The 22,670-nt window shown below is 72.2% G+C and carries 22 protein-coding genes and 1 pseudogene (1 of these 23 running past the window's edge); 8 read left to right on the top strand and 15 right to left on the bottom strand.

What is annotated here, in order from left to right; translation table 11 throughout:
• Together ACFE86_RS08405 and ACFE86_RS08400 are read left to right on the top strand one after the other, a co-directional pair.
• Window positions 1-637: pseudogene (locus ACFE86_RS08405) on the top strand (flagellar hook assembly protein FlgD); it begins 67 nt to the left of the window's first position.
• A 91-nt stretch (window positions 638-728) separates the two neighbouring features.
• The gene (locus tag ACFE86_RS08400) at window positions 729-1,004 is read left to right on the top strand and encodes a DUF1153 domain-containing protein (protein ID WP_375454877.1); all 276 of its coding nucleotides are present in this window, start codon (window positions 729-731) and stop codon (window positions 1,002-1,004) included.
• A 99-nt stretch (window positions 1,005-1,103) separates the two neighbouring features.
• Here ACFE86_RS08400 and parT read toward each other — a convergent pair whose 3' ends face one another.
• Together parT and ACFE86_RS08390 are read right to left on the bottom strand one after the other, a co-directional pair.
• Window positions 1,104-1,607 (bottom strand): type II toxin-antitoxin system Prs ADP-ribosylating toxin ParT, encoded by a 504-nt coding sequence (gene parT, locus ACFE86_RS08395; RefSeq protein WP_375454876.1) that lies wholly within the window; start codon window positions 1,605-1,607, stop codon window positions 1,104-1,106.
• The gene (locus ACFE86_RS08390) at window positions 1,604-2,119 is read right to left on the bottom strand and encodes an antitoxin Xre/MbcA/ParS toxin-binding domain-containing protein (protein ID WP_375454875.1); all 516 of its coding nucleotides are present in this window, start codon (window positions 2,117-2,119) and stop codon (window positions 1,604-1,606) included. The genes parT and ACFE86_RS08390 overlap by 4 nt, the downstream gene beginning before the upstream one ends.
• 230 nt (window positions 2,120-2,349) lie before the next feature.
• Between ACFE86_RS08390 and fliF the strand changes: the two genes are divergently transcribed.
• The 5 genes from fliF (at window position 2,350) to ACFE86_RS08365 (ending at window position 7,472) form a co-directional block, all read left to right on the top strand.
• Complete coding sequence (fliF, locus tag ACFE86_RS08385; protein ID WP_375454885.1) at window positions 2,350-3,984, top strand: flagellar basal-body MS-ring/collar protein FliF; 1,635 nt, start codon at window positions 2,350-2,352, stop codon at window positions 3,982-3,984.
• A 28-nt stretch (window positions 3,985-4,012) separates the two neighbouring features.
• Window positions 4,013-5,059 (top strand): flagellar motor switch protein FliG, encoded by a 1,047-nt coding sequence (locus ACFE86_RS08380; protein WP_375454874.1) that lies wholly within the window; start codon window positions 4,013-4,015, stop codon window positions 5,057-5,059.
• A complete protein-coding gene (locus ACFE86_RS08375; RefSeq protein ID WP_375454873.1) occupies window positions 5,056-5,667 on the top strand; it encodes a flagellar assembly protein FliH in 612 nt (203 codons plus the stop codon). Before ACFE86_RS08380 ends, ACFE86_RS08375 begins: the two co-directional genes overlap by 4 nt.
• Before the next feature lie 18 nt (window positions 5,668-5,685).
• Window positions 5,686-6,024 (top strand): flagellar motor switch protein FliN, encoded by a 339-nt coding sequence (gene fliN / locus ACFE86_RS08370; RefSeq protein WP_375454872.1) that lies wholly within the window; start codon window positions 5,686-5,688, stop codon window positions 6,022-6,024.
• Window positions 6,025-6,107: 83 nt separating this feature from the next.
• Entirely contained in the window at window positions 6,108-7,472 is a 1,365-nt protein-coding gene (locus ACFE86_RS08365) for a sigma-54 interaction domain-containing protein (RefSeq protein ID WP_375454871.1), read from the top strand.
• Here the strand turns inward: ACFE86_RS08365 and ACFE86_RS08360 are convergent.
• From ACFE86_RS08360 to ACFE86_RS08310, 11 genes are all read right to left on the bottom strand, one after another.
• The gene (locus ACFE86_RS08360) at window positions 7,463-8,740 is read right to left on the bottom strand and encodes an ATP-binding protein (RefSeq protein WP_375454870.1); all 1,278 of its coding nucleotides are present in this window, start codon (window positions 8,738-8,740) and stop codon (window positions 7,463-7,465) included. The two genes, ACFE86_RS08365 and ACFE86_RS08360, sit on opposite strands and share 10 nt — an antisense overlap.
• Window positions 8,741-8,758: 18 nt before the next feature.
• The gene (locus tag ACFE86_RS08355) at window positions 8,759-9,796 is read right to left on the bottom strand and encodes a lysylphosphatidylglycerol synthase domain-containing protein (RefSeq protein WP_375454869.1); all 1,038 of its coding nucleotides are present in this window, start codon (window positions 9,794-9,796) and stop codon (window positions 8,759-8,761) included.
• A 157-nt stretch (window positions 9,797-9,953) separates the two neighbouring features.
• Window positions 9,954-10,613 (bottom strand): uracil-DNA glycosylase, encoded by a 660-nt coding sequence (locus ACFE86_RS08350; protein ID WP_375454868.1) that lies wholly within the window; start codon window positions 10,611-10,613, stop codon window positions 9,954-9,956.
• The gene (locus ACFE86_RS08345) at window positions 10,600-11,361 is read right to left on the bottom strand and encodes a PIG-L deacetylase family protein (protein WP_375454867.1); all 762 of its coding nucleotides are present in this window, start codon (window positions 11,359-11,361) and stop codon (window positions 10,600-10,602) included. The genes ACFE86_RS08350 and ACFE86_RS08345 overlap by 14 nt, the downstream gene beginning before the upstream one ends.
• Window positions 11,362-11,365: 4 nt before the next feature.
• Window positions 11,366-12,601 carry a glycosyltransferase family 4 protein gene (locus ACFE86_RS08340; protein WP_375454866.1) on the bottom strand — a complete coding sequence of 412 codons (1,236 nt, stop codon included), beginning with the start codon at window positions 12,599-12,601 and terminating at the stop codon, window positions 11,366-11,368.
• Between the two features lie 208 nt (window positions 12,602-12,809).
• A complete protein-coding gene (locus ACFE86_RS08335; RefSeq protein WP_375454865.1) occupies window positions 12,810-13,676 on the bottom strand; it encodes a sugar phosphate isomerase/epimerase family protein in 867 nt (288 codons plus the stop codon).
• The gene (locus ACFE86_RS08330; RefSeq protein ID WP_375454864.1) at window positions 13,673-15,262 is read right to left on the bottom strand and encodes a YcaO-like family protein; all 1,590 of its coding nucleotides are present in this window, start codon (window positions 15,260-15,262) and stop codon (window positions 13,673-13,675) included. The genes ACFE86_RS08335 and ACFE86_RS08330 overlap by 4 nt, the downstream gene beginning before the upstream one ends.
• The gene (locus tag ACFE86_RS08325) at window positions 15,259-16,284 is read right to left on the bottom strand and encodes a Gfo/Idh/MocA family protein (protein WP_375454863.1); all 1,026 of its coding nucleotides are present in this window, start codon (window positions 16,282-16,284) and stop codon (window positions 15,259-15,261) included. The genes ACFE86_RS08330 and ACFE86_RS08325 overlap by 4 nt, the downstream gene beginning before the upstream one ends.
• Window positions 16,284-17,468, bottom strand: coding sequence for a class I SAM-dependent methyltransferase (locus ACFE86_RS08320; protein WP_375454862.1), 1,185 nt, complete (start codon window positions 17,466-17,468; stop codon window positions 16,284-16,286). The genes ACFE86_RS08325 and ACFE86_RS08320 overlap by 1 nt, the downstream gene beginning before the upstream one ends.
• A gap of 40 nt (window positions 17,469-17,508) precedes the next feature.
• Window positions 17,509-18,444: a hypothetical protein gene (locus ACFE86_RS08315; protein WP_375454861.1), complete on the bottom strand. Its 936-nt coding sequence runs from the start codon at window positions 18,442-18,444 to the stop codon at window positions 17,509-17,511.
• Window positions 18,444-19,634, bottom strand: a complete 1,191-nt coding sequence (locus ACFE86_RS08310) for an inositol-3-phosphate synthase (RefSeq protein ID WP_375454860.1) — start codon at window positions 19,632-19,634, stop codon at window positions 18,444-18,446. The genes ACFE86_RS08315 and ACFE86_RS08310 overlap by 1 nt, the downstream gene beginning before the upstream one ends.
• Before the next feature lie 334 nt (window positions 19,635-19,968).
• Between ACFE86_RS08310 and ACFE86_RS08305 the strand changes: the two genes are divergently transcribed.
• Entirely contained in the window at window positions 19,969-21,141 is a 1,173-nt protein-coding gene (locus ACFE86_RS08305) for a transglycosylase SLT domain-containing protein (RefSeq protein WP_375454859.1), read from the top strand.
• Between the two features lie 49 nt (window positions 21,142-21,190).
• Here the strand turns inward: ACFE86_RS08305 and ACFE86_RS08300 are convergent, their stop codons facing one another.
• Window positions 21,191-21,721, bottom strand: a complete 531-nt coding sequence (locus tag ACFE86_RS08300) for an ankyrin repeat domain-containing protein (protein ID WP_375454858.1) — start codon at window positions 21,719-21,721, stop codon at window positions 21,191-21,193.
• Between the two features lie 67 nt (window positions 21,722-21,788).
• Window positions 21,789-22,514 (bottom strand): di-trans,poly-cis-decaprenylcistransferase, encoded by a 726-nt coding sequence (locus tag ACFE86_RS08295; protein WP_375454857.1) that lies wholly within the window; start codon window positions 22,512-22,514, stop codon window positions 21,789-21,791.
• Between the last annotated feature and the right edge of the window lie 156 nt (window positions 22,515-22,670).

Here is a 22,670-nt window from a genome sequence, read left to right as displayed (position 1 = left end):
GTCGTCGAACGCCACGGAGATCGCGGGCAACTTCACGCAGTTTCTGACGCTGCTGACCACGCAGTTGAAGAACCAGAACCCGCTGGATCCAATGGACACCAACCAGTTCACGCAGCAGCTCGTGCAGTTCGCGGGGGTGGAGCAGCAGCTCAAGGGCAACGACCGCCTCGACAGCATCCTGGCGGCCTCGAAGGCCGCGAGCGCGGCCTCGGCCACGAGCTACATCGGCCAGACGGTCTCGGCCGACGGCACCACCGCCCAGCTCGCCGACGGCTCCGCGACCTGGAACCTCACGCCGGCCCGTGCCGCGACGAAGGCCACGCTCACCATCTCGGATGCCAAGGGCAACGTCGTCGCCTCCCAGAGCACCGCGCTCCGGGCCGGGCAACAGACCTACACCTGGAACGGCAAGACCTCCGCCGGGCTCTCGGCGCCCGAGGGCACATACGCCATCAAGGTCGCGGCCCAGGACGCCACCGGCGCCAGCGTCAGCGTCGACACCGGCCTCACCGGCAAGGTCATAGAGGTCGATCTCAGCGGCGGCGCGCCGGTCCTCCTCGTCGGGACGCAGAAGGTGCCGCTGTCCAGCGTCCAGAGCATCGGCCAGGGGACGGGGTTGTCCACAAGTGGCTCCTGACGGATCACATCCGAGTGACCGGCTTCAACATGTTTTAAGCGGGCGCAAGTACCTTCGGCATTCGACAGGTCAGTCGAGTGTAGAGCGTATCATGACCGAACCACACCGGCCGCGCGTGAAATACGTGATCGGGCCCGACGGCAGCCCCCTGACGATCGCCGACCTTCCGCCCCCCAGCACCCGGCGCTGGGTGATCCGTCGCAAGGCCGAGGTCGTGGCGGCGGTGCGCGGCGGCCTCCTCAGCCTGGAGGAGGCGTGCAACCGCTACACGCTGACCACCGAGGAATTCCTGAGCTGGCAGTTCTCCATCGATCAGCACGGGCTCGCGGGCCTGCGCACCACCCGGATCCAGCACTACCGCCACTGATCGTTCGGAAGACAGCGCGTCGGCGGATCCAGGTCCGCCGACGCGGGCGAGGTTCGTCGCAAACCGCGTCCGGGTAATCCCGGGGCGGCGTTCGCGTTTTCAGGGACGGCCCGCAGGCGGTGCGAGGCGACCCAACCGGGGATCGTAGAGCCACCTCCTGACCTTGCGGGCGCGGATCCGTCCCAGGTCGGGGTGTTCCGGATTGACGAGGATGTCGGTCTCCTCCGGTACGATCACCGAGGGAACGCAGAGCAGCAGCGAGCGCCTGCTCCGGACCCAATCGCTCCCGAACGCGATGCTGACCCTGCCTGCGGGCTCTGCGTCCCATCCGATCCTGAATGATGCGACGGCGGGCACCTCCGCCGCCGCCCAGACATCGTCCGGCACCTCGATCTCGACCAGATAGCGATTGAGCGGCAACCCGCCGGCGTTCAGATGCACGACGGTTTCCAGGCACGCGAGGCTCCGGCTTCCCGACGCGTAGAGCATCGGAATGCCGATCGCGTTCCACCGACCGCCCGTGATCTTCGCACCCGCGCCGGAGAGATCGTCCGCCTCGTAATCCCGAGCATCGGTGGCGATCCGCCAAGCCGAGCGACTCACGCATAGGCCCCGCTTTGAATTTGGGCGAGCGCCTGCGAGACGAGCGACTGTCCTTCCATCGTGTCGAGCAAGCCGATCGGCTTTACGCCGCCCAACGATGGCACCGGCTCGCGCAACCACTGCGACAACCACGCGGGCCCATCGAAGGTGCCGGGGCCGCCCGACTCCTGAAGCATGGCTTCGAGCTGTCCGACCAATTTCGCGATACCGATCACCCGTTCGCCGTCTTCCGGCGACAGCGCCTCGTTCCGAGCCGCCTTCCTGTTGACCGTCGCGGTCTTCAGGTTCAGCGCGCCGAGCAGGACGCGCTGGTCGAAGTGCAGATCGGTGATCAGGCGCTTGGCTTTCGACGCGGGTACGCCGCTCTTGATGATCTTGATCCGCTCCGTCGGCGAGGCGTGGAAGATGTCCACGTAGCGGAAGGGGCTCGGAGCGGCGGGGCTCCGCTTCGTGATGGCGGTCGCGGCCGCCGGGGCTCGCCTCCCCCGGGATTTGACCGTTGCGTCCGACATGGGTCGCTCCTTCGCGCAGCAGCGTAGCTCATTCGAGCCGCGCATAGAAGCGGTCCCCGCGCGGGGGCGAATCGCGGCGGCGCACGCGGCGAGGGCGTCGATCCATGCCGGTCGAAGGTCGCCCGAACGCCTCGACCTCCGGCATTAACGGCCCGCTAACCACGAAGCGGGCAAATTCTGCCGGGCGGGCCGTCGGGGTCCGCCCCGCGTTCAGAGTGCAGCAGACCACCGTGAAGCCGGTCCTCGATCTCGTCGCGAAGCTCGGACCGGCCCGCCTCGCCGCCATGGCGGCGGTGACGCTGACGCTGGTGGGCTTCTTCGCCTTCATCATCCTGCGCGTCTCGCGCCCCGACATGGGCGTGCTCTTCGCCGACCTGTCGATGCAGGATTCGGCGGCCGTGATCCGCGACCTCGACGCCCGCGGCATCCGCTACGAGACCCGGGGCGATGCCGGCCAGACCATCCTGGCCCCGCGGCCCGACCTGCCCCGCCTGCGCATGGACCTCGCCGGCAAGGGCCTGCCGGTCCAGGCCGGCGTCGGCTACGAGATCTTCGACAAGGGCGACGCCTTCTCCTCGACCAACTTCGTCCAGAACGTGAACCACCTGCGCGCGCTGGAGGGCGAGCTCGCGCGCTCGATCCGGGCGATCGGCCGGGTCCAGGCCGCCCGCGTGCACCTCGTCCTGCCGGAGCGGCGCCTGTTCGAGCGCGACCGCGAGACGCCGTCGGCGGCGATCGTGCTCAAGCTCGTGGGCGAACTCGATGCCGGGCAGGTGCGCGCGATCCGGCATCTGGCGGCCTCGGCCGTCGAGGGCCTGCGCCCCGAGCGCGTCTCGATCGTCGACGAGCGCGGGCGTCTGCTCGCGGACGGCGCCCGCGGGGCCGAGGGCGAGGCGGGGTCCGGATACGAGGACCGGCAGGTCGGCCTCGAACGGCGCCTGCGCGCGCAGATCGAGGACGTGGTAGCCGGCATCGTCGGACCCGGCCGCGCCCGCGTGCAGGTCAACGCCGAACTCGACCTCAACCGGATCGAGAGCCGCTCCGAGACCTTCGACCCCGAGAGCCGCGTGGTGCGCTCCTCGCAGACCCGCACGGAATCCACGCTCACCGGCGGCACGGAGGGCCAGGTCAGCGTCGGCAACGAGCTTCCCGGGGCCAACGGCGGCGACAAGCCCCCGGCCCAGAAGGACGCGACCAACAAGAACGAGGAGACGACGAACTACGAGATCTCCCGGGTCACCAAGACCGAGATCGCGGAGAGCGGCCGGATCAGGCGCCTGTCGGTGGCTGTGGTGGTCGACGGGGCCTACGCGACGGCGCCCGACGGCCGGCAGACCTACACCCCCCGCGCGCCCGCCGAGATCGAGCGGATCGCGGCGCTCGTGCGCGGCACGGTGGGCTTCGACAAGGGCCGGGGCGACCAGATCGAGGTGGTGAACCTGCGCTTCGCCGAGGGTCCGAGCGTGCCGGTCTTCGTCGAGCCGACCCTGATGCAGGCGCTCCTCGCCCCGAGCAAGGAGGACGTCCTGCGCATGGTGGAACTCGCCGTGCTGGGGCTGCTCACGTTGATCGTGCTCCTCGCGGTGGTCCGCCCGCTCGTGCGTCAGGTGCTGGCGCCCGGCCCCGCGACGCCCGCCCTGGCGGCGCCGGGCGGCCTCGACCCCGCGCTCTCGGGGATGATCGCCGGGTCGGCCGGCGCCGCGGTGATGGTGCCCGATCGCGACAACCCGACCGCCCGCCTGATGGAATTCGCCAAGATCAACGGCCAGGTCCAGGCCGAGACGGTGCAGCGCGTGGTCGACATGGTCCGCGCCAGCCCCGCCGAGACGGTCGAGGTGCTGCGCACCTGGATCCAGGAAGACTGAGACGGCACGGGGAGGGGAAGGAAGCGCGATGACGGCGGGTCTCGGCATGGCGATGCAGACGATGGGCGGCGACGCCTATGCGGGGATGCCCGGGGCGCAGCGCGCCGCGGCGCTCCTGCTGATGCTCGGCGAGGAGGAGGGCGCGCCGATCTGGCAGATGCTTGAGGAGGAGGAGGTCAAGAAGGTCAGCCACGCCATGGTCCAGCTCGGCACCCTGGAGTCTCAGACGGTCGACAAGCTGATCATCGATTTCGTCACCAAGCTCGGAAACAGCGGCGGGATCTCCTCGAATTTCGACCGCACCGAGGCGCTGCTGCTGAAGATCTTCCCCACAGACCAGGTGTCGCTGATCATGGCCGAGATTAAGGGCGCCTCGGGCAAGCGGGTCTGGGCCTCGATCGCCCAGGTCGATCCGGAGATCCTGGCCTCGTTCCTGCGCAACGAGTACCCGCAGACGGTGGCCGTCGTGCTCTCGCGCGTGCGGGCCGACTACGCCGCCAAGGTGCTCACCATCCTGCCGGAGGAGTTCGCCATCGACGTGCTCAACCGCATGCTGCGCATGGAGACGGTGCAGAAGGAGGCGCTGCGCCACATCGAGGAGACGCTGCGCGTCGAGTTCGTCTCGACCATCGCCCAGACCCAGCGCCGCGACGCGCACGAGATGATGGCCGACGTGTTCAACGCCTTCGACCGCCAGACGGAAGGGCGCTTCCTGGCCGCCCTCGACCAGGGCAACCGCGGCTCGGCCAAGCGCATCCGCGAGCTGATGTTCACCTTCGAGGACCTGCTCAAGCTCGATCCCGGCAGCGTGCAGACGCTGATGCGCAAGGTCGACAACGAGACCCTGTGCCGCGCGCTCAAGGGGGCCGACGAGCGCGTGCGCGGCTTCTTCATGAAGCAGATGTCGACGCGCGCCGCCAAGAACCTCACCGACGAGATGGGCTCGATCGGCCCGATCCGCCTCAAGGAGGTCGACGAGGCCCAGGCCAAGATGACCGAGCTCGCCAAGGATCTGGCCGAGAAGGGCGAGATCATGATCGCCAAGAACAGCGCCGAGGAGGAACTGGTCTATTGAACGCCGCATCGTCCCAGACCAAGACACCGTTCCTGTTCGAGACCGATTTCCGTCGGCCGCAACCGAGCCGCGAGACCGTGCGCGCGGCCGAGGCCGCCGACCAGGCTACCGCCCAGGCCCACGCCCGCGGCGTCCAGGAGGGCCGCGCCCAGGCCGAGGCGCAGGCGCAGGGGCGGCTGTCGGACGCGATGACCCGCCTGTCGCTCGCCGCCGCCGGCCTCATCGCGCAGGCCGACGCCCGCGACGCCGAGCGCGAGGCCCAGGCCGTCGAAGTGGCCGTGCTGCTCGCGCGCAGGATCGCGGGCGACGCCCTCGACGCGCGCCCGCTCGCCGCGATCGGCGAGGCGGCGCGCGCCGCGCTCCAGCATCTGCGCGGCGTGCCCCACTTGGTCGTGCGCGTCCACGACGCCCTCGTCGAGGACGCGGAGGGGCTGATGAAGCGGCTCGCGCGCGAGCGCGGCTACGAAGGCCGCCTCGTCGTGCTCGGCGATCCCGACATGGCCGCGGGCGACGCCCGGATCGAGTGGGCCGACGGCGGGATCGTGCGCGAGCGCGCCCGGATCGAGGCGGCCGTCCTCGACGCCCTCGGCGCCGCCGCCCATCCCTGAACAGATCGAAAGCCCCCGATGTCCGACGATTTCAGCCTGCCGCAACTCGGCGACCACGACCCGGCCTTCGTAGGCCCGGATTCGATCCGCGACGCGCCGACGACGCCCAAGAACGCGTCCGACCTCGAACAGCTCTTCGATGTGCCGGTGATGGTCTCGGCGGTGCTCGGCGCCGTGCGGATGCCGATTGGCGACCTGCTGCGGCTCGCCCCCGGCGCGGTGCTGGAGCTCGACCGCAAGGTCGGCGAGGCGATCGACATCTTCGTCAACAACCGCCTCGTCGCCCGCGGCGAGGTCGTGCTGGTCGAGGACCGGCTCGGCGTGACGATGACCGAGATCGTCAAGGGCGACCACTGATCTTTCGCGACGCTGCCGGCACGGGTTCCCGTCGATGACGGCGAGGCCCGGCGCGGCCAGACAGTTGGAATGGAGACACCGCGATGCGGCTCTTGATCATCGGACGGCTCAACGGCGAGCTGATCACCGCCTCGAAGATCGCCATGAGCCGCGGCGCGGCGGTGACCCAGGCCGACGGCGTGGCGCAGGGGCTCGGCGTCCTGCGCGCCAAGGGCGCCGACCTGATCATGATCGATGTCGGCCTCTCGATCCGCGACCTCGTCGCGGCGCTGGCCGAGGAGCGCATCCGCACCCCGGTCGTGGCCTGCGGCGTAGCCACCGACGCGAAGGCCGCCGTCGCCGCGATCCAGGCGGGCGCCAAGGAGTACATCCCCCTCCCCCCGGACCCCGACCTCATCGCCGCGGTGCTGGAGGCGGTCTCGGCGGACGGCCGCGCCTTCGTCTGGCGCGATGCGTCGATGGAGAAGGTGGTGCGGCTCGCCGAGCAGATCGCGCGCTCGGAAGCCTCGGTGCTGATCACCGGCGAGAGCGGCACCGGCAAGGAGGTGCTGGCCCGCCACGTTCACGCCAAGTCGAACCGCGGCGCCAAGCCGTTCGTCTCGGTCAACTGCGCCGCGATCCCCGAGGCGCTGCTCGAATCCGAGCTGTTCGGCCACGAGAAGGGCGCCTTCACCGGCGCGGTCGCCCGCCGCATCGGCCGGTTCGAGGAGGCCAACGGCGGCACGCTGCTGCTCGACGAGATCTCCGAGATGGACGTGCGCCTGCAATCGAAGCTGCTGCGGGCCTTGCAGGAGCGGGTGATCGACCGGGTCGGCGGCTCCGCCCCGGTCAAGGTCGACATCCGCGTGCTCGCGACCTCCAACCGCAACCTCGCCGAGGAGGTGCGCAAGGGCACGTTCCGCGAGGACCTGTTCTACCGGCTCAACGTCGTCCACCTGCGCCTGCCGCCCTTGCGCGAGCGCCCGGCCGACATCCTCGAACTCGCCGCCCACTTCGCGAAGAAGTACGCCGACGTGAACGGACTGCCGATGCGTCCGCTCGGCCGGGCGGCGCAGGAGGTCGTCCTGCGCAATCCCTGGCGCGGCAACGTGCGCGAGTTGGAGAACACCCTGCACCGGGCGGTGCTGCTCGCGTCGGGCGGCGAGATCGGCGCCGACGCCATCCTGACGCCGGAGGGCGACGCGATCGCGGCGCCGGCCGGCGCCGCGACGCGCGCGGCCCAGGTCGCGGAGGCCGCGACCCGCGGCCTCGTCGGCCGCACCGTAGCGCAGGTCGAGTGCGACCTCATCCTCGACACCCTCGATCACTGCCTCGGCAACCGGACCCACGCGGCCAGGATTCTTGGGATCTCGATCCGGACGCTGCGGAACAAGCTCAACGACTATGTCGGCGCCGGCCTCGACGTCGCCGAGCCCGGCAGCGCCCGGGCGATCGCCGCCTACGGCTGACCCGCGGCGGCCCGGCCCGGCTCTCCGCGCCCGCCGGGGCGGTGTTCGGGCAGCGTCACGCGAAACGTGGTGCCGGCGCCGACCGCGCTCTCGACGGCCAGCCGCCCGCGGTGGCGGTTCAGGCTGTGCTTGACGATGGCGAGGCCGAGCCCGGTGCCGCCCTTCTGGCGGCTCGACGCCACGTCGATCCGGTAGAACCGCTCGGTGAGGCGCGGTAGGTGCTCGGGCGCGATGCCCGGCCCGTCGTCGCGCACGCTGAGCACGATCCGGCGGTCGTGAGGGCCGTCCTCCGCCCGCCCGAGCGCGACGACGACGCTGCGGCCGCCGTACTTCACGGCGTTCTCGATCAGGTTCTCGACGACGCGCAGCAGCTCGTCCGGCTCGCCGAGCACCGGGTAGGCGCCCGCGGGCGCCTCCAGCACGATCGCGATGCCGCGGGCGGCCGCGAGCGCGCCCTGCGCGTCGACCATCTGGCGGGCGACGAGCCCGAGATCGACTACCTGCGTCGGCGCCACGTGCTCGCGCAGCTCGATCCGCGACAGCGAGAGCAGGTCGTCGATCAGCCGCGTCATGCGCTGGGCCTGGCTGTGCATGATCGCGAGGAACCGCTCGCGGGCCGGCGCGTCGGACTGGGCCGGGCCCTGCAGCGTCTCGATGAAGCCGAGAAGCGAGGCCAGCGGCGTGCGCAGCTCGTGGCTGGCGTTGGCGACGAAATCGACCCGCATCGCCTCCAGCCGGCGCGCGGCGGTGAGGTCGCGCAGGAACAGCACGACGTTCGGCTGGCCGTCGTCGGGCATCGGCAGCGCGCCGATCTGCACCTCGAAGGCGCGCTCGGTGGGCACGCGCACGGCATAGGTGGTCTTGGCGGGCGCACCTGTCCGCAGCACCGCCTCGACGGCGTCGAGCACGTCCGGCGCGCGGAGCGCGAAGGAGAGCGGGTGGCGCAGTCGCAAGGCGGGCAGCAGCGCCCGGGCGGCGGGGTTCGCCTCGATCACCACCGCCCGGCGATCGATCAGGATCACCGGGTCGGGGATGTTGGCGAGCAGCGATTCGGCGACCGCGTGGCGATCGGTGGCGAGCAGGCTCGGCGCGGCGACGACCGCGGCGCCCCCCAGCGTCGCGAGGAAGCCTCCGACGCAGATGGCAGCCAGCCCCGCCGCGATCAGCGGTCCGTCGAGGACGCCGCGCTGGAAGGCGGCCAGGCCCACGAGGCCGGCGGCGATGGCGGCCCCCGTCCAGGCCGCCCGGCGGCGCGCGGGATCAGGCATCGGCCGGGCAGGCCGGCGTCACGGCTCGCCGCGGGAGCGCCCGGCCCGCTTCACGATCTCGTAGGCGCCGAGCAGGGCGAGCGCGGTCACGAACGGCACGACGTAGTAGCAGATCCGGAACAGCAGCAGCGAGCCGAGCACCTGGTCCCGCGGCAGGCTTGAGAGCGCGAGCAGGATCGTCGCCTCGAACACGCCCAAGCCGCCTGGCGCGTTCGAGGCGATGCCGAGCATCGCGGCGAGCACGTAGATCGCGAGGAAGGTGGTGAAGCCGATGGCGAGGCCTGCCGGCAGCAGGACGTAGAGCACGGCGGCCGCCGCGCAGACGTCGCCGATGCCGACCACCATCTGCCCGAGCGAGACCGAGGCCCCCGGCAGTTCCAGCCGCCACTGCCGGACGGTGACGCTGCGGCGCTTGGCCGAGACCCAGGCGAGGTAGCCCAGCACCAGGGCCAGGGCCGCGAGGCCGACGCCCTGGTTGATCCGGATCGAGGTGAAGGCGAGGCCGGCGAGCTGGCTCGCCTCGATGATCAGGCTGAGGCCGAGTACCACGCCCATGCCGAGCCAGAAGGTGAAGCCGGCGATGACGGTGAGCGCCGCGATCTTGGCCGCGCTCAGCCCGTGGCGCGCATAGATCCAGTAGCGGATCGTGCCGGCCGTCAGTAGCGGGAAGCCGAGCGTGAAGCTGACCGCGTAGCTCGTGAACGAGGCGAGCGCGGTGATCCGGTAGGGCACCTTGAGCTTCAACTGGCGTAGCGCCAGGGCGTCGTAGCCGGTGAGGAACAGGTAGCTCACCAGCACGAAGCCGAGGGCGAGGCCGAGCTGGTCCGAGCTCGCATCGACGAAGGCTTGGCGCAGTTCGGCCCAGGTGACGCTCTGCACGAGCTTCCACAGCACGCCGAGCGAGACCGCAAATAGCACGATGCTCGCCGCCGTGCCGATCCAGGCGTAGCGGCTCTGCCTGCGCCTGCGCGCCGTCTGGTCGGTGGCGGGCACCGCCTGGGGCGCGACCGCCTCCGCGCGATCGCCCGTTCCGCGATGCTGGTCCTGGACGTTCATTCCGATCGGCGTCCGCCTCCGCCGGATGTCCCGCCCGACCGTCGAGAAGGCCGCGGGTTCGATGCCGGATGTCCCGGGCCGCGACCCGTCGCCCCGCATGTAGGACCATCGACGCTCCAAGGCCAGCGACGGCGCGGGCGCGTCCCTGGCGCGGATGTCAGTCCGGCTGCCCGCGCCCGCTTCTCGCGCCGCCGCGTGTCCGCAGGATGACGGCGGCGCCCGCCAGCCCGGCGCGGATGCGCGCGGGCACCGCTGGCGCGGTGCAGACATAGGTCGGGCTCGGATGCGGGACCGCGACGACCGGCAGGTCCGGCCGCAGGCGCGCGATCGCGTCCTGCGCCGCGCCGGCGACGCGCCCGGCGAGCACCACCACCACGAGCTTTGGCAGCAGGCCGAGCAGCGGCGCGAGCCAGGGCGCGGCGGCCCGCACCTCCGCCTTCCGCGGCGCGCGGTTCAGCGCGCCCTCGGCATGGATCACCCAGGGGATCGCGTTCCAGATCAGCGTGTCGCCGCGCCCGATCTCCGCCTCGGCGAGGAAGCGGAACAGGTTGGCGGCGGTGCCGGTCGGGTTGTCGCGCGACACGAAGCCGGTGCGCACGATCGCCGGTCCCGGCGTCTCCAGCAGGAGCAGCAGGCGCGCGCCGACGCCGCCGTCGAGCGGGTCGGGGTCGGGCACGAGCGCGCGGGCCTCCGCGGCGATGCGGGCCGCCATCGCGCGCAAGGGGGCGACGTGCGCCGCGTCCCGCATCGCGCACCGGGCCGCGAGCGCGGCCGGATCGGCGAGGCTCCTGGGCGCGTCCGGGTCAGGCGGCGGCATCGGAGCCGGGAAACCCCGCGGGCAGGCGTCCGCCGACCGCGAACCGCTCCCACCCCCGCTCCGCGCCGAGCCGTGCGATCAGGCCCTCGCGCCCGCCGAACTGGAAGCCGACCTGCGTGGCGTAGGCCGCGCAGGCCTCGGCCTTGCGCGCCTGCGCGCGGGTGTCGAGGACGACGGCGCGGGCCGGCAGACCGGCGAAGGATGCCTGCAACGGCGCCTTCGGGGCGGCGCTGCGCACGGTGTAGGGGAAGTCGCGCCACCACAGCACCGGCCGGTCCGGCGCGACCCGGCGGAACGCGGCGACCGCCTGGACGTGGTCGACATGGCCGCCGATCGCCTGGGGGGCGAGGATCAGGTCGGGTTCGGTCTCGCGGATCAGCGCGGCGAGCGCCGGGGCCAGCGCGTCGACGATGCGGTCGTCGCTGCGCGGATCGCCGAAGAGTTCGGGCGCCGAGCCGTAGCCGCGATGCGGCGCCTCGCGGAACGGCAGGTGGCGGGGCGCGTCGATCCCGAGGGCGCGGGCCGCTGCCGCGTCCTCGGCCCGGCGCAGGCGCATGTAATCGACCGATGCGTCGAGGCCCTTGTCGGTCTGGCATGCGAGGGCGAAGCCCGTCGGCGCCGCGACGCTCTGCGTGAACAGGGTCGCCATCGCCACGCGCCAGCCGTCGTCGGCGAGCGTCGCCAGCGTGCCGCCGCAGGAGAAGGCGGCGTCGTCGAGATGGGGCGAGAGGGCGAGCGCGGTCGGCATGGCGTCAGAGCAGGTGCGGCTCGGCCCGGAAGCGGCAGGCGGGGTCGTGCGGAAGGGTTTCCGGGAAAGCCGTCGCCGGCGCCTCGCGCGCCACCTGCCCGTAGACCGCCATGATCTGCCGGCCCACCGCCGTCCACGAATAGACCCGGCGGCACTCCTCCAGCCCGGCCGTGGCGAGGCGGCGGCGCAGGGCTTCGTCCGCGATCACCCGCGTCAGGGCGGCTGCCAGCGCCGGCACGTCGCCAGGCATGACCAGCAGGCCGTTCTCGCCGTCGCGCAGGCAATCCGAGACGCCGACCGCGTGGCAGGAGACCACGGCGAGCCCGGCGGCCATCGCCTCCAGGATGGTGTTGGAGAAGCCCTCCGCGTAGGTCGGCGAGACGAACACGTCGGCCTGTGCGTACAGGGCCGGCACGGCATCGTAGTCGGCGTAGCCGGTAAACCGGAGCTCGCGCGCCGAGAACCGGTGTTCCGCCGCAAGCTCTCGCGCGGGTTCCACGTCGGGGCCGATGCCGGAGATGGTGGCGGCGAACGGGGTGCCCTGCGCGCGCAGGATCGCCAGCGCCGCGATGAAGTCGAGCACGCCTTTCCGGCGGTCGACCCGGCCGTGGTAGAACAGCCGCACCGGCCCGTCATGGGGCGCCGGCAGGCCGTCGCCGGCTTGCGCGAAGCGCGTGGTGTCGACGGCGCCCGGCACGATGGTGAAGCGGGCAGGGTTCGAGCCAAGCCGCGCGCAGACCTCGGCGACGAAGGACGCGCCGCCGATCAGCAGGGCGTTGGCGTGGGCGAGCACGGCGCACATCGCGACGCGATGGGTCTCGCAGCACGAGCCGACCCAGTGCCCGTCCCCGCCCTGGATAGAGACCACGCTCGGTACGCCGAGCGCCTTCGACGCCAGCAGGACCGCCCAGCCGGTCGGATAGCCGTACTGGGCGTGCAGCACGTCGAAGGGCGCCGTCGCGTGCTCCGCGCGGATCGTTTGAACCATCGTGTCGATGTCGCGCTCGAAGTCGCCGCCCTCCTGCTCGCCGACCTGTTCGAGCCCGACGACGCGCACGCCCGGCACGGGCGGCGGCGGGCCGCCGCCGTAGACGCGGGTGCCGAACGCGTCGCCGCGATACTGCGAGATCATCGTCACGTCATGGCCGGCCGCGACCAGCTCGCGGAGCAGATTCTGCGCGTAGACGCTCATGCCGGAGATCGCCGGGAAATAGCGCCGGCTGACGAAGCAGATCCTCATCGGGCAGCCCCCGGCATCCATGCCGTGACCGGAAGATCCGGGCGTCTCCCTCCCCCCTCTGCGGGGGAGGGTGGGCCTCGCGTCAGCGAGGGTCGGGAGAGGGGAGCGACAGTTCCGGAGACGGCGCTCCCCTCTCCCGACTTGGCTCGCGGGCCACCCTTCCCCGCAAAGGGGGGAGGGAAGCGGCGGCGCGGCTCGGGCATCGCGTTCATTGCCGCCGGGTCTCCTGGTCCTCCGGCAGCGGCGGGCCGTCCCTGCGGCAGGTGCGGAGGTAGGCGAGCGCCTGCGGGATCATCACGTCGGCGCGGTGGCTCTCGCGCGACAGCTCCACGCAGACGAGCTTGTCGAAGCGGATCGCTTCGAGGGCGTCGAGCACGCCCGGCACGTCCATGTCGCCCTCGCCGAACGGCAGGTGGACGTGCACGCCGCGCGCCATGTCCTCGATCGCCACGGTGCCGATCCGCTCGGCGAATTCGTGCACGGCGGCGGCCGGATCGCGCTCGGCCGTGACGAGGCAGTGGCCGGTGTCGAGGGCCAGGCGCAGGCCCGGCACGTCCAGGGCGGAAAAGTCGTCGAGGGTCTCGATCAGCATGCCCGGCTCGGGTTCCAGGCAGGCCACGACGCCCTTCCCGGCGGCGTAGGCCGCGACCTCGGTCAGCCCCTCGACGAGCCAGCCGTGCGCGTCGGCTGCATCCACGCCCGGCTTAGGCACGCCGGCCCAGAACGAGACGGCCTCCGATTGCAGCACGGCGCCGATGTCGATCGCGCGCTTGAGGAAGCCGACGCGGCGCGCGCGCGCGGACGCGTCGGCGGTGACGAGCGTCGGCTCGTGCTTGGCGCGCGGGTCGAGGAGGAAGCGGGCGCCGGTCTCGATCACCGAGCCGAGGCCGAGTTTTTCCAGCCGGCTCGCGACGCGGCCGGCTTCCGCCGCCCAGTGCTCGGCGAAGGGGTCGAGGTGGTGGATGTCGAGGGTCAGCGCGACGCCGTCGTAGCCGGCCGCCGCGATCAGGTCGATCGCGTCGTCGAGGCGGTGGTTGGCCGCGCCGTTGGTGTTGTAGGCGAAGCGGAGGCTCATGCGGCCCACCCCCTTTGTTCCAGCCGGAACGGGGCGTGGTGTGATTCCGGCTCGCGGTAGAGGGGGTAATGGCGCCCGACGATGCGCTCGGCCAAGCCGGTGTCGAACAGCGGCTGCCCACCGAACCGCTCCAGCGCCTCCGGCGTCAGGCGCACCGGGCGCAGGGTCTCGCTCGCGGTGCCGAAGGTGATCAGCGGATGGTCGCGCTCGATGAGCTTCTTCGTGTTGCGCTCGCCGATCCGGTAGTAGCTCATGGTCTCGACCTCGAGGCCCGGCACGATCGCCTTCACCACGCCGACCGCGGCGCCGGCCGGCGAGCAATCGACGTACAAGATGTCGAAGCCGGCCTGCTCCAGGCGCTCGCAGGCGATCGCGCCGCGGGCGTGGCCGTCGGCGGCGGGCGTCGAGGGCAGCTCCGAGAACCGCTTCGTCGTCCGCTCGGCATAGACCGTGTCCTTGAGGACGTCGCGAAGCCCCTCGGGGGGCAGCACGATCCAGTCGAGCATCGCCGTCAGCGCGCGGCTCTCTTCGAGGTCCAGGCTCGGGAGGGCCTTCCGAATGAACGCGTCGACGTAGCCCGGCGGCGTCACGCGCCCGGCGAACGCCAGCGGGCCGTGGCCGAAGGCCTTGCGCACGCGCGCCGCCTGGAATTCGAGCAGCGCCTTGCGCAGCGCCCGCTCGCGGTCCGGGTCGCAGGCTTCGCCGCAGGCCGAGAGCGCGATCGGCACCGGCGCGTCGGTGGGGTTCAGGTCGTAGCCGACGACGTAGAGGTTGGTCAGGCCGAACTGGTCGGTGGCGAATTTCGGCAGCGCCCGGATGCCGAGGTCGGCCAGCCGCGCGAGCATCGCCGCCGTCTCGGGCCCGAGCCCTTCGGAGCAATCGAGCACCACGCCCTGGTCCAGCGCCCGGAACAGCAGGCCGTTGCCGTCGCGCTGCAGCAGTTCCAGCACGCCGTGGCCGAGCGCGAACGGCACGTCGGGGCCGGCACCGAGGCCGTTGGTGATCAGGTTGGTGAACGGCCTGTAGCCCTCCGACAGCTCGAAGTAATCGGTCGCGGCGATGTCGAGCGGCATCAGGACGATCGCGCCGGTGCCGTGGCGGGTGGCCGCCGTCCATTCGAGCACCGTGTCGCGGTCCACGGGCGATCCCGCCGGCAGGCACAGCGTCAGCGGGTCGGCGACGGAGCCGGCGCCGTAGACCCTGACGAGGTCGTGGTAGCTGGCGCGCTCCTTCTTGCGCGGCATCACCGCGAGCGAGGGCATCAGGTTCTCGGCGATCTCGGCCACCGCGCCGATCAGCGCCTCCTCGTCCGTGGCGCCGTAGCCGATGCCCGACGGCATCGCGCCGACGAAGAACGGGTCCTCGAGGAACAGCGAGACGAACCACACCGGCACGCCGGTGCGGTCGAGCGGCGCCAGCGGAAAGCCGACGATGCGGCCCGGCGGCAGGATGTCGAGATAGGCGCGCACCGGCTCCGGCAGGGTTCCGGGCAGACCCTGGATCGGCCGCGGGGCGCCGAAGCGATAGGGGCGCGGCGCGGTGATGCGGGGGTCGCGGGCGCGGTCGTCCTGGGTGTTCTCGGTCACGTGTTCGATCCGTTCGCTCCGGCGCAGGCATCGTAGGCCCGCGCGATCAGCCGCATGGTGTGGAGGTCGCGGGCGGCCGAGTACGCCGCCCGCTCCGCCGGCCGGCGCAGCGCCGAGCCGAAGGCGCGGACCTGCTCGGTGAAAGGCGAGGCCGCGGCGTCGAAGCGGACGGCCTCCGGCGAGCCGGTCGCACCGTCGATGAACGTCGCCGTGCCACCCGCCGTCTGGCCCATCGTGTCGATCGCGCTCAGCATCCCCTTGGTGCCGACCACCTCCAGGCGGCGGCGGGGCAGCGCGTCCGGGCAGTTGTAGGCGACGGACAGGCTCGCCAGCACGCCGCCCGGCGTCCGCCCGATCAGCACGGCGCCGTCGTCGACCGCGTAGTCCTGCGCGCGGGCCTGCGTGAGGGCGGTGATGTCCCGGATCGACTCGCCGAGCAGGAAGTCGACGAGGTCGAGCCCGTGGGGGGCCAGGTCCATCAGCGCGCCGCCGCCGGCCTGGACCGGGTCGATGCGCCAGTTGTCCTGGCCGGCGAACGAGGCCCAGCGCCGGTCGAGCCAGCAGGCGTAGACGATGCGGATCGCCGTGACGGTGCCGAGGCGCCCGTCGCGGATCGCGGCGCGCATGGCCCGGTGGCCGGGGTGATGCCGCTGATCGAAGGCGGTGCCGTAGAAGATGCCCGCGGCGCGCACCGCCTCCGTCATGGCCTCGGCGTCGCCGAGCCGTGCCGCCATCGGCTTCTCGCACAGCACCGGCTTGCCGGCTGCCGCCAACGCTTCGACGGCTTCGCGGTGGAGGTGGTTCGGCGTCGCAACGTAGACCGCCTCGACCTCCGGGTCGCCGATCAACCGTTCGAGGGTGTCGTAGGCGCGGGCGCCTTCGTCCTGGGCGGCGCGGCGCGAGGTTTCCCCCGGATCGCACACCGCCACGAGCCGGTGGCCGGCCGCGCGGATGCCCGGCGCCATGTAGTCGCGGGCGACCCAGCCGTAGCCGACGATGCCCCAGCCGACGGCGTCGCCCATCACCACCGCTCCGGCAGGTCGACGAACTCGCGGGTCCGCACGCGCGCCGCCTCGGGCGCGGCGATGCCGCCCGCGAAGGTCAGCCGGCCCGGCCCGGGCGAGCGCAGCGGGTAGGTGACGAGCGGCGCGTACTCCGCCGCGTAGCGGTCGGACGGCCAGCGGATGCGGTAGGCGTCGGCGCCGTCCCGCTCGTAGAGCGGGTTCAGCACGAGTTCCGCGCCCGGCCGCGGCAGGGTGAGCCCGTCGACGACCGAGCGCGGCGCCGGGCGCATGCCGGGGCCGGCGACCACCGAGAACGCGGCGCAGGCGCGCAGTTCGGTCGGCTCGCGCGGGCCCGGGGCGCGGGCCTCGACCAGCGCGCGCGTGAGCTCGGTGTCGTCGTAGACGAGCGCGTCCGGAAACAGCTCGGCGATCTCGTCCGCCGAGACGGCGCGGCCGGCCGAGAAGCCGGGGCGCGCGCTGTTGTGGATGTGGCTCAGCGCCAGCCAGCCGTCGTCGCCCGCGTTCTGGCGCAGGTTGTCCAGAAGCGTGGCCTTGTCGTCGAGGAAGTAGAAGGCGTCGTTGCAGACCACGAGATCGACCGGCGCGCCGTCGATCGGCCAGTGCGCCGAGCCGGCATCGAAGCAGGCGAGCTGCGCCGTCCCGCCGACGACCCAGTGCCGGGCGAGCCAGAGCTTGGCGAAGACCACGTCGGCGCCGGCGACCTTGCAGCCGCGGCGGGCGAGTTCGCGCAGGTAATGCCCGATGCCGCAGGCGAACTCGAACACGCAGACCGGGTCGTTCCAGTGCGCCTCCAGCAGCGACAGGCCGGCAAGGTATGTCGGGTCGCTCCAGCGGTGCAGGAAGTAGTCCCCGACGCGGCCCCAGCCGAGCAGGCGCACCGCGTCGCGCAGCGTCGCCGTGGCGCGGCGGCCGGCCAGTTCCCGCAGGTCGGCCGGGTCGGCGGGCGGCCCGGTCCACCAATCGTCCTGGTCGGCGAGGAGGGCGACGAGGGCCGCCTCCCCCTCGCCCGCGTCGAGGTGCGCGAGGACGCGCGCGACGAGGTCGGCGCGGCCGACGCGCAGGTACGGGATGGCGTCGATCACCGGCCAGCGCGCACCGGTGCTGCCGTCGCGCAGGGAGTGCGGCGTGTCGGGCTTCAGGGCGTTGCCGGTCTCGGGCGACCGGAGGTCGAAGGGGATCATGGGGTCTCGTCTGCCGCCGCCGTGCGGGCCGCGCGGTCTCTCAGGGGATGCGCATGTCCGCGAGAACCCGGTCGTGGAACCCCTTCACCGGGCCGGCATGGACGAGGTCCATGTCGTCGAGCACCGTCGTCATGGTCAGCGAGGCGGCGCGCAGATGCTGTGCGATCTGCAGGACGCGGTCGATGCAATCGGCGGCGTGGAAGGCACGGCCCTCCGCAGTCGCGGCATCCGGCAGCACCGCCCGCGCCCGCTCGACGGCTTCGCGCAGGGGCGCGTCGAGTTCGTCGAGCGCCCACCGCGTCGTGCGGGCCATGACCGGACCGAGATGGTCGCCGAGCAGCATCTCGCCGGTGAAGCCGGCATCCGGCATCGCGGCGTTGTGGAGGTGATGCGCCATCGCGGCGAGGAACACGGCCGTGGGGTCGGCCCGGTAGAACGGGCTCAGCACGACGCCGTAGACCGCGACGATCAGGCAGTGCTCGGCGTGGTTCTCCGGCGGCTCCAGCAGGATGCGGGCGCGGCCGGGGCAGGTGATCCCGGCCCGCGGCTGCCGCGCCAGGGCGGCAACGAAGCCCGGCACCGCACCCGGCCGATGCTCGACACGCCGCCGAAGCCGCGCGCGCAGACGATCGCGCAGAGACGGATCGAGCGCGCCGGAGATGCCATCGAAGCCGTCGACCAGCACGCCGGAGACGGCGTCCTCGGACAAGCCGGCGGCGGCGAGGAAGGCGGCGTCGAGGTCGCAGAGACGCGTCGCGGCGAGGGCGGTCGCGGTGAGCTCCAGGGCGACACCCTCGGGCGCGGCACCACCGGTCAGCGCGCCCCACGCTTGCGCGAACAGGCGCTCGGCGATCGAGCCGTCGCGCCCGGCGGACCGGACGCGCTTCAGGTCACCCACCTCGACGAACAGGTCACGGAGCTCGGCGGGCGCGGCGGGCCCGGACCCCGCGCCGCCCGCGGGCGCCGCAGCCGGCATCACTGCACGCCGAGCCAGTCGAGGAGCATCTTGCCCTGCTTGCCGAAATCGTGCTCGGGACCCTTGCCGTTCTTGACCATCGGCGCCTTGAAGAAGGTCGAGAGCTGCTCCTGCACGCCGCCGTCGCCACGCTTCTTGGCCAGATCCAGCACGCGGGCGATCTCGATCACCAGAGGAGCGGCAAGGATCGAGTCCTTGCACAGGAAGTTGACCTTGATCTGCATGCGCTGACCCATGAAGCCGGTGACGTCGATGTTGTCCCAAGCTTCCTTGTCGTCGCCGCGCGGGCGATAATAGTGGATGTGCACAAGGTGGTCCTCGACCGGGTAGCCGAGGATCGAGTCGAGCACCGTGCCCTTGGTGTTGAGCTTAGACTGGAGCGACGAGGGGTCGTTCAGCGCGAGCCCGTCGCGGTTGCCGAGGATGTTGGTCGAGAACCAACCGTCGACATGGAGGGCGCGGGCCTTGAAGGCCGGCGCCAGCACCGTCTTCATCATGGTCTGGCCGGTCTTGCCGTCCTTGCCGGCCACCGGCACGTTCATCTCGGTGGCGAGCGCCAGCAGCGCCGGCACGTCGGCGGCGATACTGGGCGTGAAGTTGGCATAGGGGATGCCGCTCTTGATCGCGGCGTAGGCGTAGAGCATCGCCGGCGAGATGTGCTCGTCGCTCGAATCCAGGCCTTTCTCGAAGGCCGCGGTCGAGTTGAGCACGGCCGCCGTGAGGTCCGGCCAGCTCTCGGTGGAGGCGAGGTTCACCACCACCACCGCGTCGAGGTTGCTCTCCTGGCGGAAGCGCCGGAGGTCGGCGGCGATGATCGAGACCGCCTCGCGGTGGTCGGAGGCGACGATGCGGTTGGCGCCGTCGATGTTCTTGCAGAACTTGGCGCTGCCCACCGCCGGCCACGGCTGGATGCCCTTGAGCACCTGGGCGCCGTTCTCGATGTCCTGCTTGGTCAGCACGCCGTGGCCTTGGGCCGCGGAGGCGAGATCATCCCCGTTGAGATCCCAGCCGGCGAAGACGAGGTCCTTGTAGTCGGCCATGCCGGCGACCGAGACGCCCGCCAGAGGCAGCCCGTCGAGGCGGTTCGACCCGGATTTGATCATCTCGATGCCGGCGATGGCGGTGGTGGCGACGGCGCCACCCATGCCAACGAACGCAACGCCGACGCGGCGACCGGTCTGCATGCTCATGGGAGGGGGAAATCCTTAAACGCTTCGGACGCGGGGACTGTGGACGGGCCGGTATGGGCCTGCCCCGCGTGGCCCATGCTAACTGGCCCCACCGGGCATCGTTCCAAGCCCGAACGCTACATCTTCTTGCCGGCGCCGGACTGAACGCAGCCCGAACGGATCGTTGAAATCGCGTGAAAAGAGGGCGTTAACGCGCCCTTAAGCGTGCCGCGCTTGGATCAGTTGCCGCGCTTGGATCACCCCGCCGTCCCATTGTGGTCACGGCCTCCGGCGATAGGGCCGGCGCTCGATCGAAGCCCGGCCCAGGAACGCCGCGGCACGAAAAGGATCAGCGATGGGGGTTTTCCCGGAGCCGGCGCGTTGCGCCGACGACGTGTGCCGACGCGTGCCCGGCGCGACGGACAATGAGGACAACACCGTGGCGTGGCTGCCGCGGAGAACGCGCCGGAACGAGGCCCGATCCATCCGCTCCGCCGCCCGCCGACGGGCCGCCGCGACCGTGCTGGCGGCGCTGCTCGCGGGCTTCGCCCTGCCGCAGACGGCCTTCGCCCCGGCGGCCTTCGCCCACGACCGCATCGATGCAAGCCCGCGCGCGGCGGCCGAACTCGCTCGCGGCGCGCCATCCGGGAACCCGGCTGCGTGGGCCGGGATTGCCGTGCTCGAGCAGGAGCCGGCGACGACCGCGCTGATCGCGGGCGACCTCGCCGCCCTACCGCAACCGGCCGCCGACACCGACGCGACGATCCGCTTCGGCAAAGTCGGCGTGCCGCGCCGCATCGTCGACACGATCCTGAAAGCCTCGGCCGAGGCCGGCGTCGATCCGGTCTACCTGATGGCGCTGGCCGACAAGGAATCGAGCTTCTCGACCGACGTGAAGGCGGCGACCTCCTCGGCCGAGGGGCTGTTCCAGTTCGTCACCGCGACGTGGCTCGAGATGATCCGCGACTACGGCGCCCGCTACGGCCTGGAGGCCGAGGCCGCCGCGGTGAAGGGCCGCGGGGCCGCCATCACCGTCGCCGGGCCGATGCGCGAGCGCGTGCTGTCCTTGCGCAAGGACCCCTACGTCGCCGCGCTGATGGCGGCCGAGCTGATCAAGCGCGACCGCGGCCGGATCGAGGCCCGCGTCGGCCGGGTGCTGACCACCCCGGAACTGTACGTCGCGCACTTCCTCGGCACGTCGAGCGCCGGGCGCTTCCTCATCATGAGCAGCGACCGGCCGGACGAGGTCGCCGAGCACGCGTTCCGTAGCGCGGCGCGCGCCAACCGCGCGCTGTTCACGCGGGCCGACACGGACGCCGTCAAAGGCACCGGCAAAGGCACCGGCAAGGCGCGGCGGCATCTCACCGTCGCCGAGGTCTACGAGCGGATCGACGGCATGATCGACGAGCGGCTCACCCGCTACGCCGGCGTCGCCGCCGTCGCCGCGCCGGCAGCCGAGCCGGTCGCCGCGGAGCCGGAGGCCCCGCGCGTCCAGGTGAGCGAGGCGCTCCCGCCCGGCGGCGCGTGATCCCGCGTCCCGAACGGTTCCGGCCGCGGCCGTGCGCCCCGGCCGCGGCTCAGGCGCCCGGCCGCTTCACGGCGGCGAGTTGCGCCGGCGTGTCCTGCGCGCCCATCGCCAGCGCCATGTCGGCGGCGGATTTGCCGGAGGCATCGCGGAGGTCCGGGTCGGCGCCGTGGGCGAGCAGCAGGCCGACGATCGCGGTGCGGTCGAACATCGCCGCGGTCATCAGGGCGGTGCGGGTGCCGTCGGCGGTGCCGTCGACCGCGGCGCCGTGGGCGAGCAGCAGTTCCACGATCTCGCGCGCGCCCTTGAACGCGGCGCCGGCGAGCGGGGTCTGACCGCGGTCGTTGGCCAGTTCCGGATCACCGCCGGCTTCGAGGATGACGCGGGTGGTCTCGACCTGGCCGTTATAGGCGGCGAGCATCAGCAGGCTGTCGCCCTTGTCGTTGCGGAGGTTGGCCGGCAGCCCCTGCGCGAACAGCTCGGCGAGTTCGTCGGCGTGGCCCATCCGGACATACTGGAAGACGCGGCCCGCGAAGGCCAGCGTCGCGTCGTCGAGGGCGGGCGGTGACGCGTCTGCGGACATGCTGCGATCTCGGGTGGAATGATCCCTGCGCGAACCTGGCGCCCGAGGCCGGTCTTTTCCAGCCCGTTCAGGCCGCGGCCGAAACCTTCGGCGCGCTCAACCCGCCGAAGCGGCGGTCGCGGCGGGTGAACTCGGTCATCGCCGCGGCGAGGTCGCCCTCGCTGAAATCGGGCCACATCCGCTCGGTGAAGTGGAGTTCGGCATAGGCCGCCTCCCACAGCATGAAGTCCGAGAGCCGCTTCTCGCCGCCGGTGCGGATCAGCAGGTCGACGTCGACCGGCGAGCCGTGCATCGCGCCGGCCACCGCCTGCCCGAACGCGTCGCGCGAGGCCGGCTGACCGGCGAGCCGCGCGGCGGCGGCGAGGATTGCGTCGCGGGCGGAATAATCGACGGCGATGCGCAGGTGCAGCCTGTCGCCCGCGGCGGTCGCGGCCTCCGCCCGCGCGATCGCCTCGGGGATGCCCGCGGGCAGCCGGTCGCGGCGGCCGACGACGCTGAGGCGGGTGCCGGTGCGGGCGAGCCGCGCGGTCTCGGTGCGCAGGTAGGCCCGCAGCAGCCGCATCAGGCCGCCGACCTCCTCGGCCGGGCGCTGCCAGTTGTCGCTGGAGAAGGCGTAGAGCGTCAGCGTGCCGATCCCGAGGCCGGGGCAGGCTTCGGCCGTGCGCCGGATCGCCTCGACGCCGGCGCGGTGGCCGGCGGCGCGCGGCAGGCCGCGCCGGGTCGCCCAGCGGCCGTTGCCGTCCATGATGATCGCGGCGTGAAGCCCCGGCCTGCGGTCGGATGGGCTTTGCATCGTAAAGTCTCCGGACGGATTTCGGCGCGGATGCGGGCCGGCCTTCAGGCCGGCTTGGTGTCGAGGTGCCGGCCTTCAGGCCGGCTTGGTGTCGAGGTGCCGGCCCTTCAGGCCGGCTTGGTGTCGAGGTGCCGGCCCTTCAGGCCGGCTTGGTGT

The sequence above is a fragment of the uncultured Methylobacterium sp. genome (genome assembly GCF_964244095.1).
GTDB lineage: Bacteria > Pseudomonadota > Alphaproteobacteria > Rhizobiales > Beijerinckiaceae > Methylobacterium.
This window is presented reverse-complemented; position numbering and strand designations above follow the sequence as displayed.

Bases quoted from the DNA above. Each gene is read 5' to 3' on its own strand.
- ACFE86_RS08400 (WP_375454877.1), top strand. From the start codon at position 729: ATGACCGAACCACACCGGCCGCGCGTGAAATACGTGATCGGGCCCGAC.
- ACFE86_RS08390 (WP_375454875.1), bottom strand. From the start codon at position 2,119: ATGTCGGACGCAACGGTCAAATCCCGGGGGAGGCGAGCCCCGGCGGCC.
- ACFE86_RS08380 (WP_375454874.1), top strand. From the start codon at position 4,013: ATGACGGCGGGTCTCGGCATGGCGATGCAGACGATGGGCGGCGACGCC.
- fliN (WP_375454872.1), top strand. From the start codon at position 5,686: ATGTCCGACGATTTCAGCCTGCCGCAACTCGGCGACCACGACCCGGCC.
- ACFE86_RS08365 (WP_375454871.1), top strand. From the start codon at position 6,108: ATGCGGCTCTTGATCATCGGACGGCTCAACGGCGAGCTGATCACCGCC.
- ACFE86_RS08360 (WP_375454870.1), bottom strand. From the start codon at position 8,740: ATGCCTGATCCCGCGCGCCGCCGGGCGGCCTGGACGGGGGCCGCCATC.
- ACFE86_RS08355 (WP_375454869.1), bottom strand. From the start codon at position 9,796: ATGAACGTCCAGGACCAGCATCGCGGAACGGGCGATCGCGCGGAGGCG.
- ACFE86_RS08350 (WP_375454868.1), bottom strand. From the start codon at position 10,613: ATGCCGCCGCCTGACCCGGACGCGCCCAGGAGCCTCGCCGATCCGGCC.
- ACFE86_RS08345 (WP_375454867.1), bottom strand. From the start codon at position 11,361: ATGCCGACCGCGCTCGCCCTCTCGCCCCATCTCGACGACGCCGCCTTC.
- ACFE86_RS08340 (WP_375454866.1), bottom strand. From the start codon at position 12,601: ATGAGGATCTGCTTCGTCAGCCGGCGCTATTTCCCGGCGATCTCCGGC.
- ACFE86_RS08335 (WP_375454865.1), bottom strand. From the start codon at position 13,676: ATGAGCCTCCGCTTCGCCTACAACACCAACGGCGCGGCCAACCACCGC.
- ACFE86_RS08325 (WP_375454863.1), bottom strand. From the start codon at position 16,284: ATGGGCGACGCCGTCGGCTGGGGCATCGTCGGCTACGGCTGGGTCGCC.
- ACFE86_RS08320 (WP_375454862.1), bottom strand. From the start codon at position 17,468: ATGATCCCCTTCGACCTCCGGTCGCCCGAGACCGGCAACGCCCTGAAG.
- ACFE86_RS08315 (WP_375454861.1), bottom strand. From the start codon at position 18,444: ATGCCGGCTGCGGCGCCCGCGGGCGGCGCGGGGTCCGGGCCCGCCGCG.
- ACFE86_RS08310 (WP_375454860.1), bottom strand. From the start codon at position 19,634: ATGAGCATGCAGACCGGTCGCCGCGTCGGCGTTGCGTTCGTTGGCATG.
- ACFE86_RS08305 (WP_375454859.1), top strand. From the start codon at position 19,969: ATGGGGGTTTTCCCGGAGCCGGCGCGTTGCGCCGACGACGTGTGCCGA.
- ACFE86_RS08300 (WP_375454858.1), bottom strand. From the start codon at position 21,721: ATGTCCGCAGACGCGTCACCGCCCGCCCTCGACGACGCGACGCTGGCC.
- ACFE86_RS08295 (WP_375454857.1), bottom strand. From the start codon at position 22,514: ATGCAAAGCCCATCCGACCGCAGGCCGGGGCTTCACGCCGCGATCATC.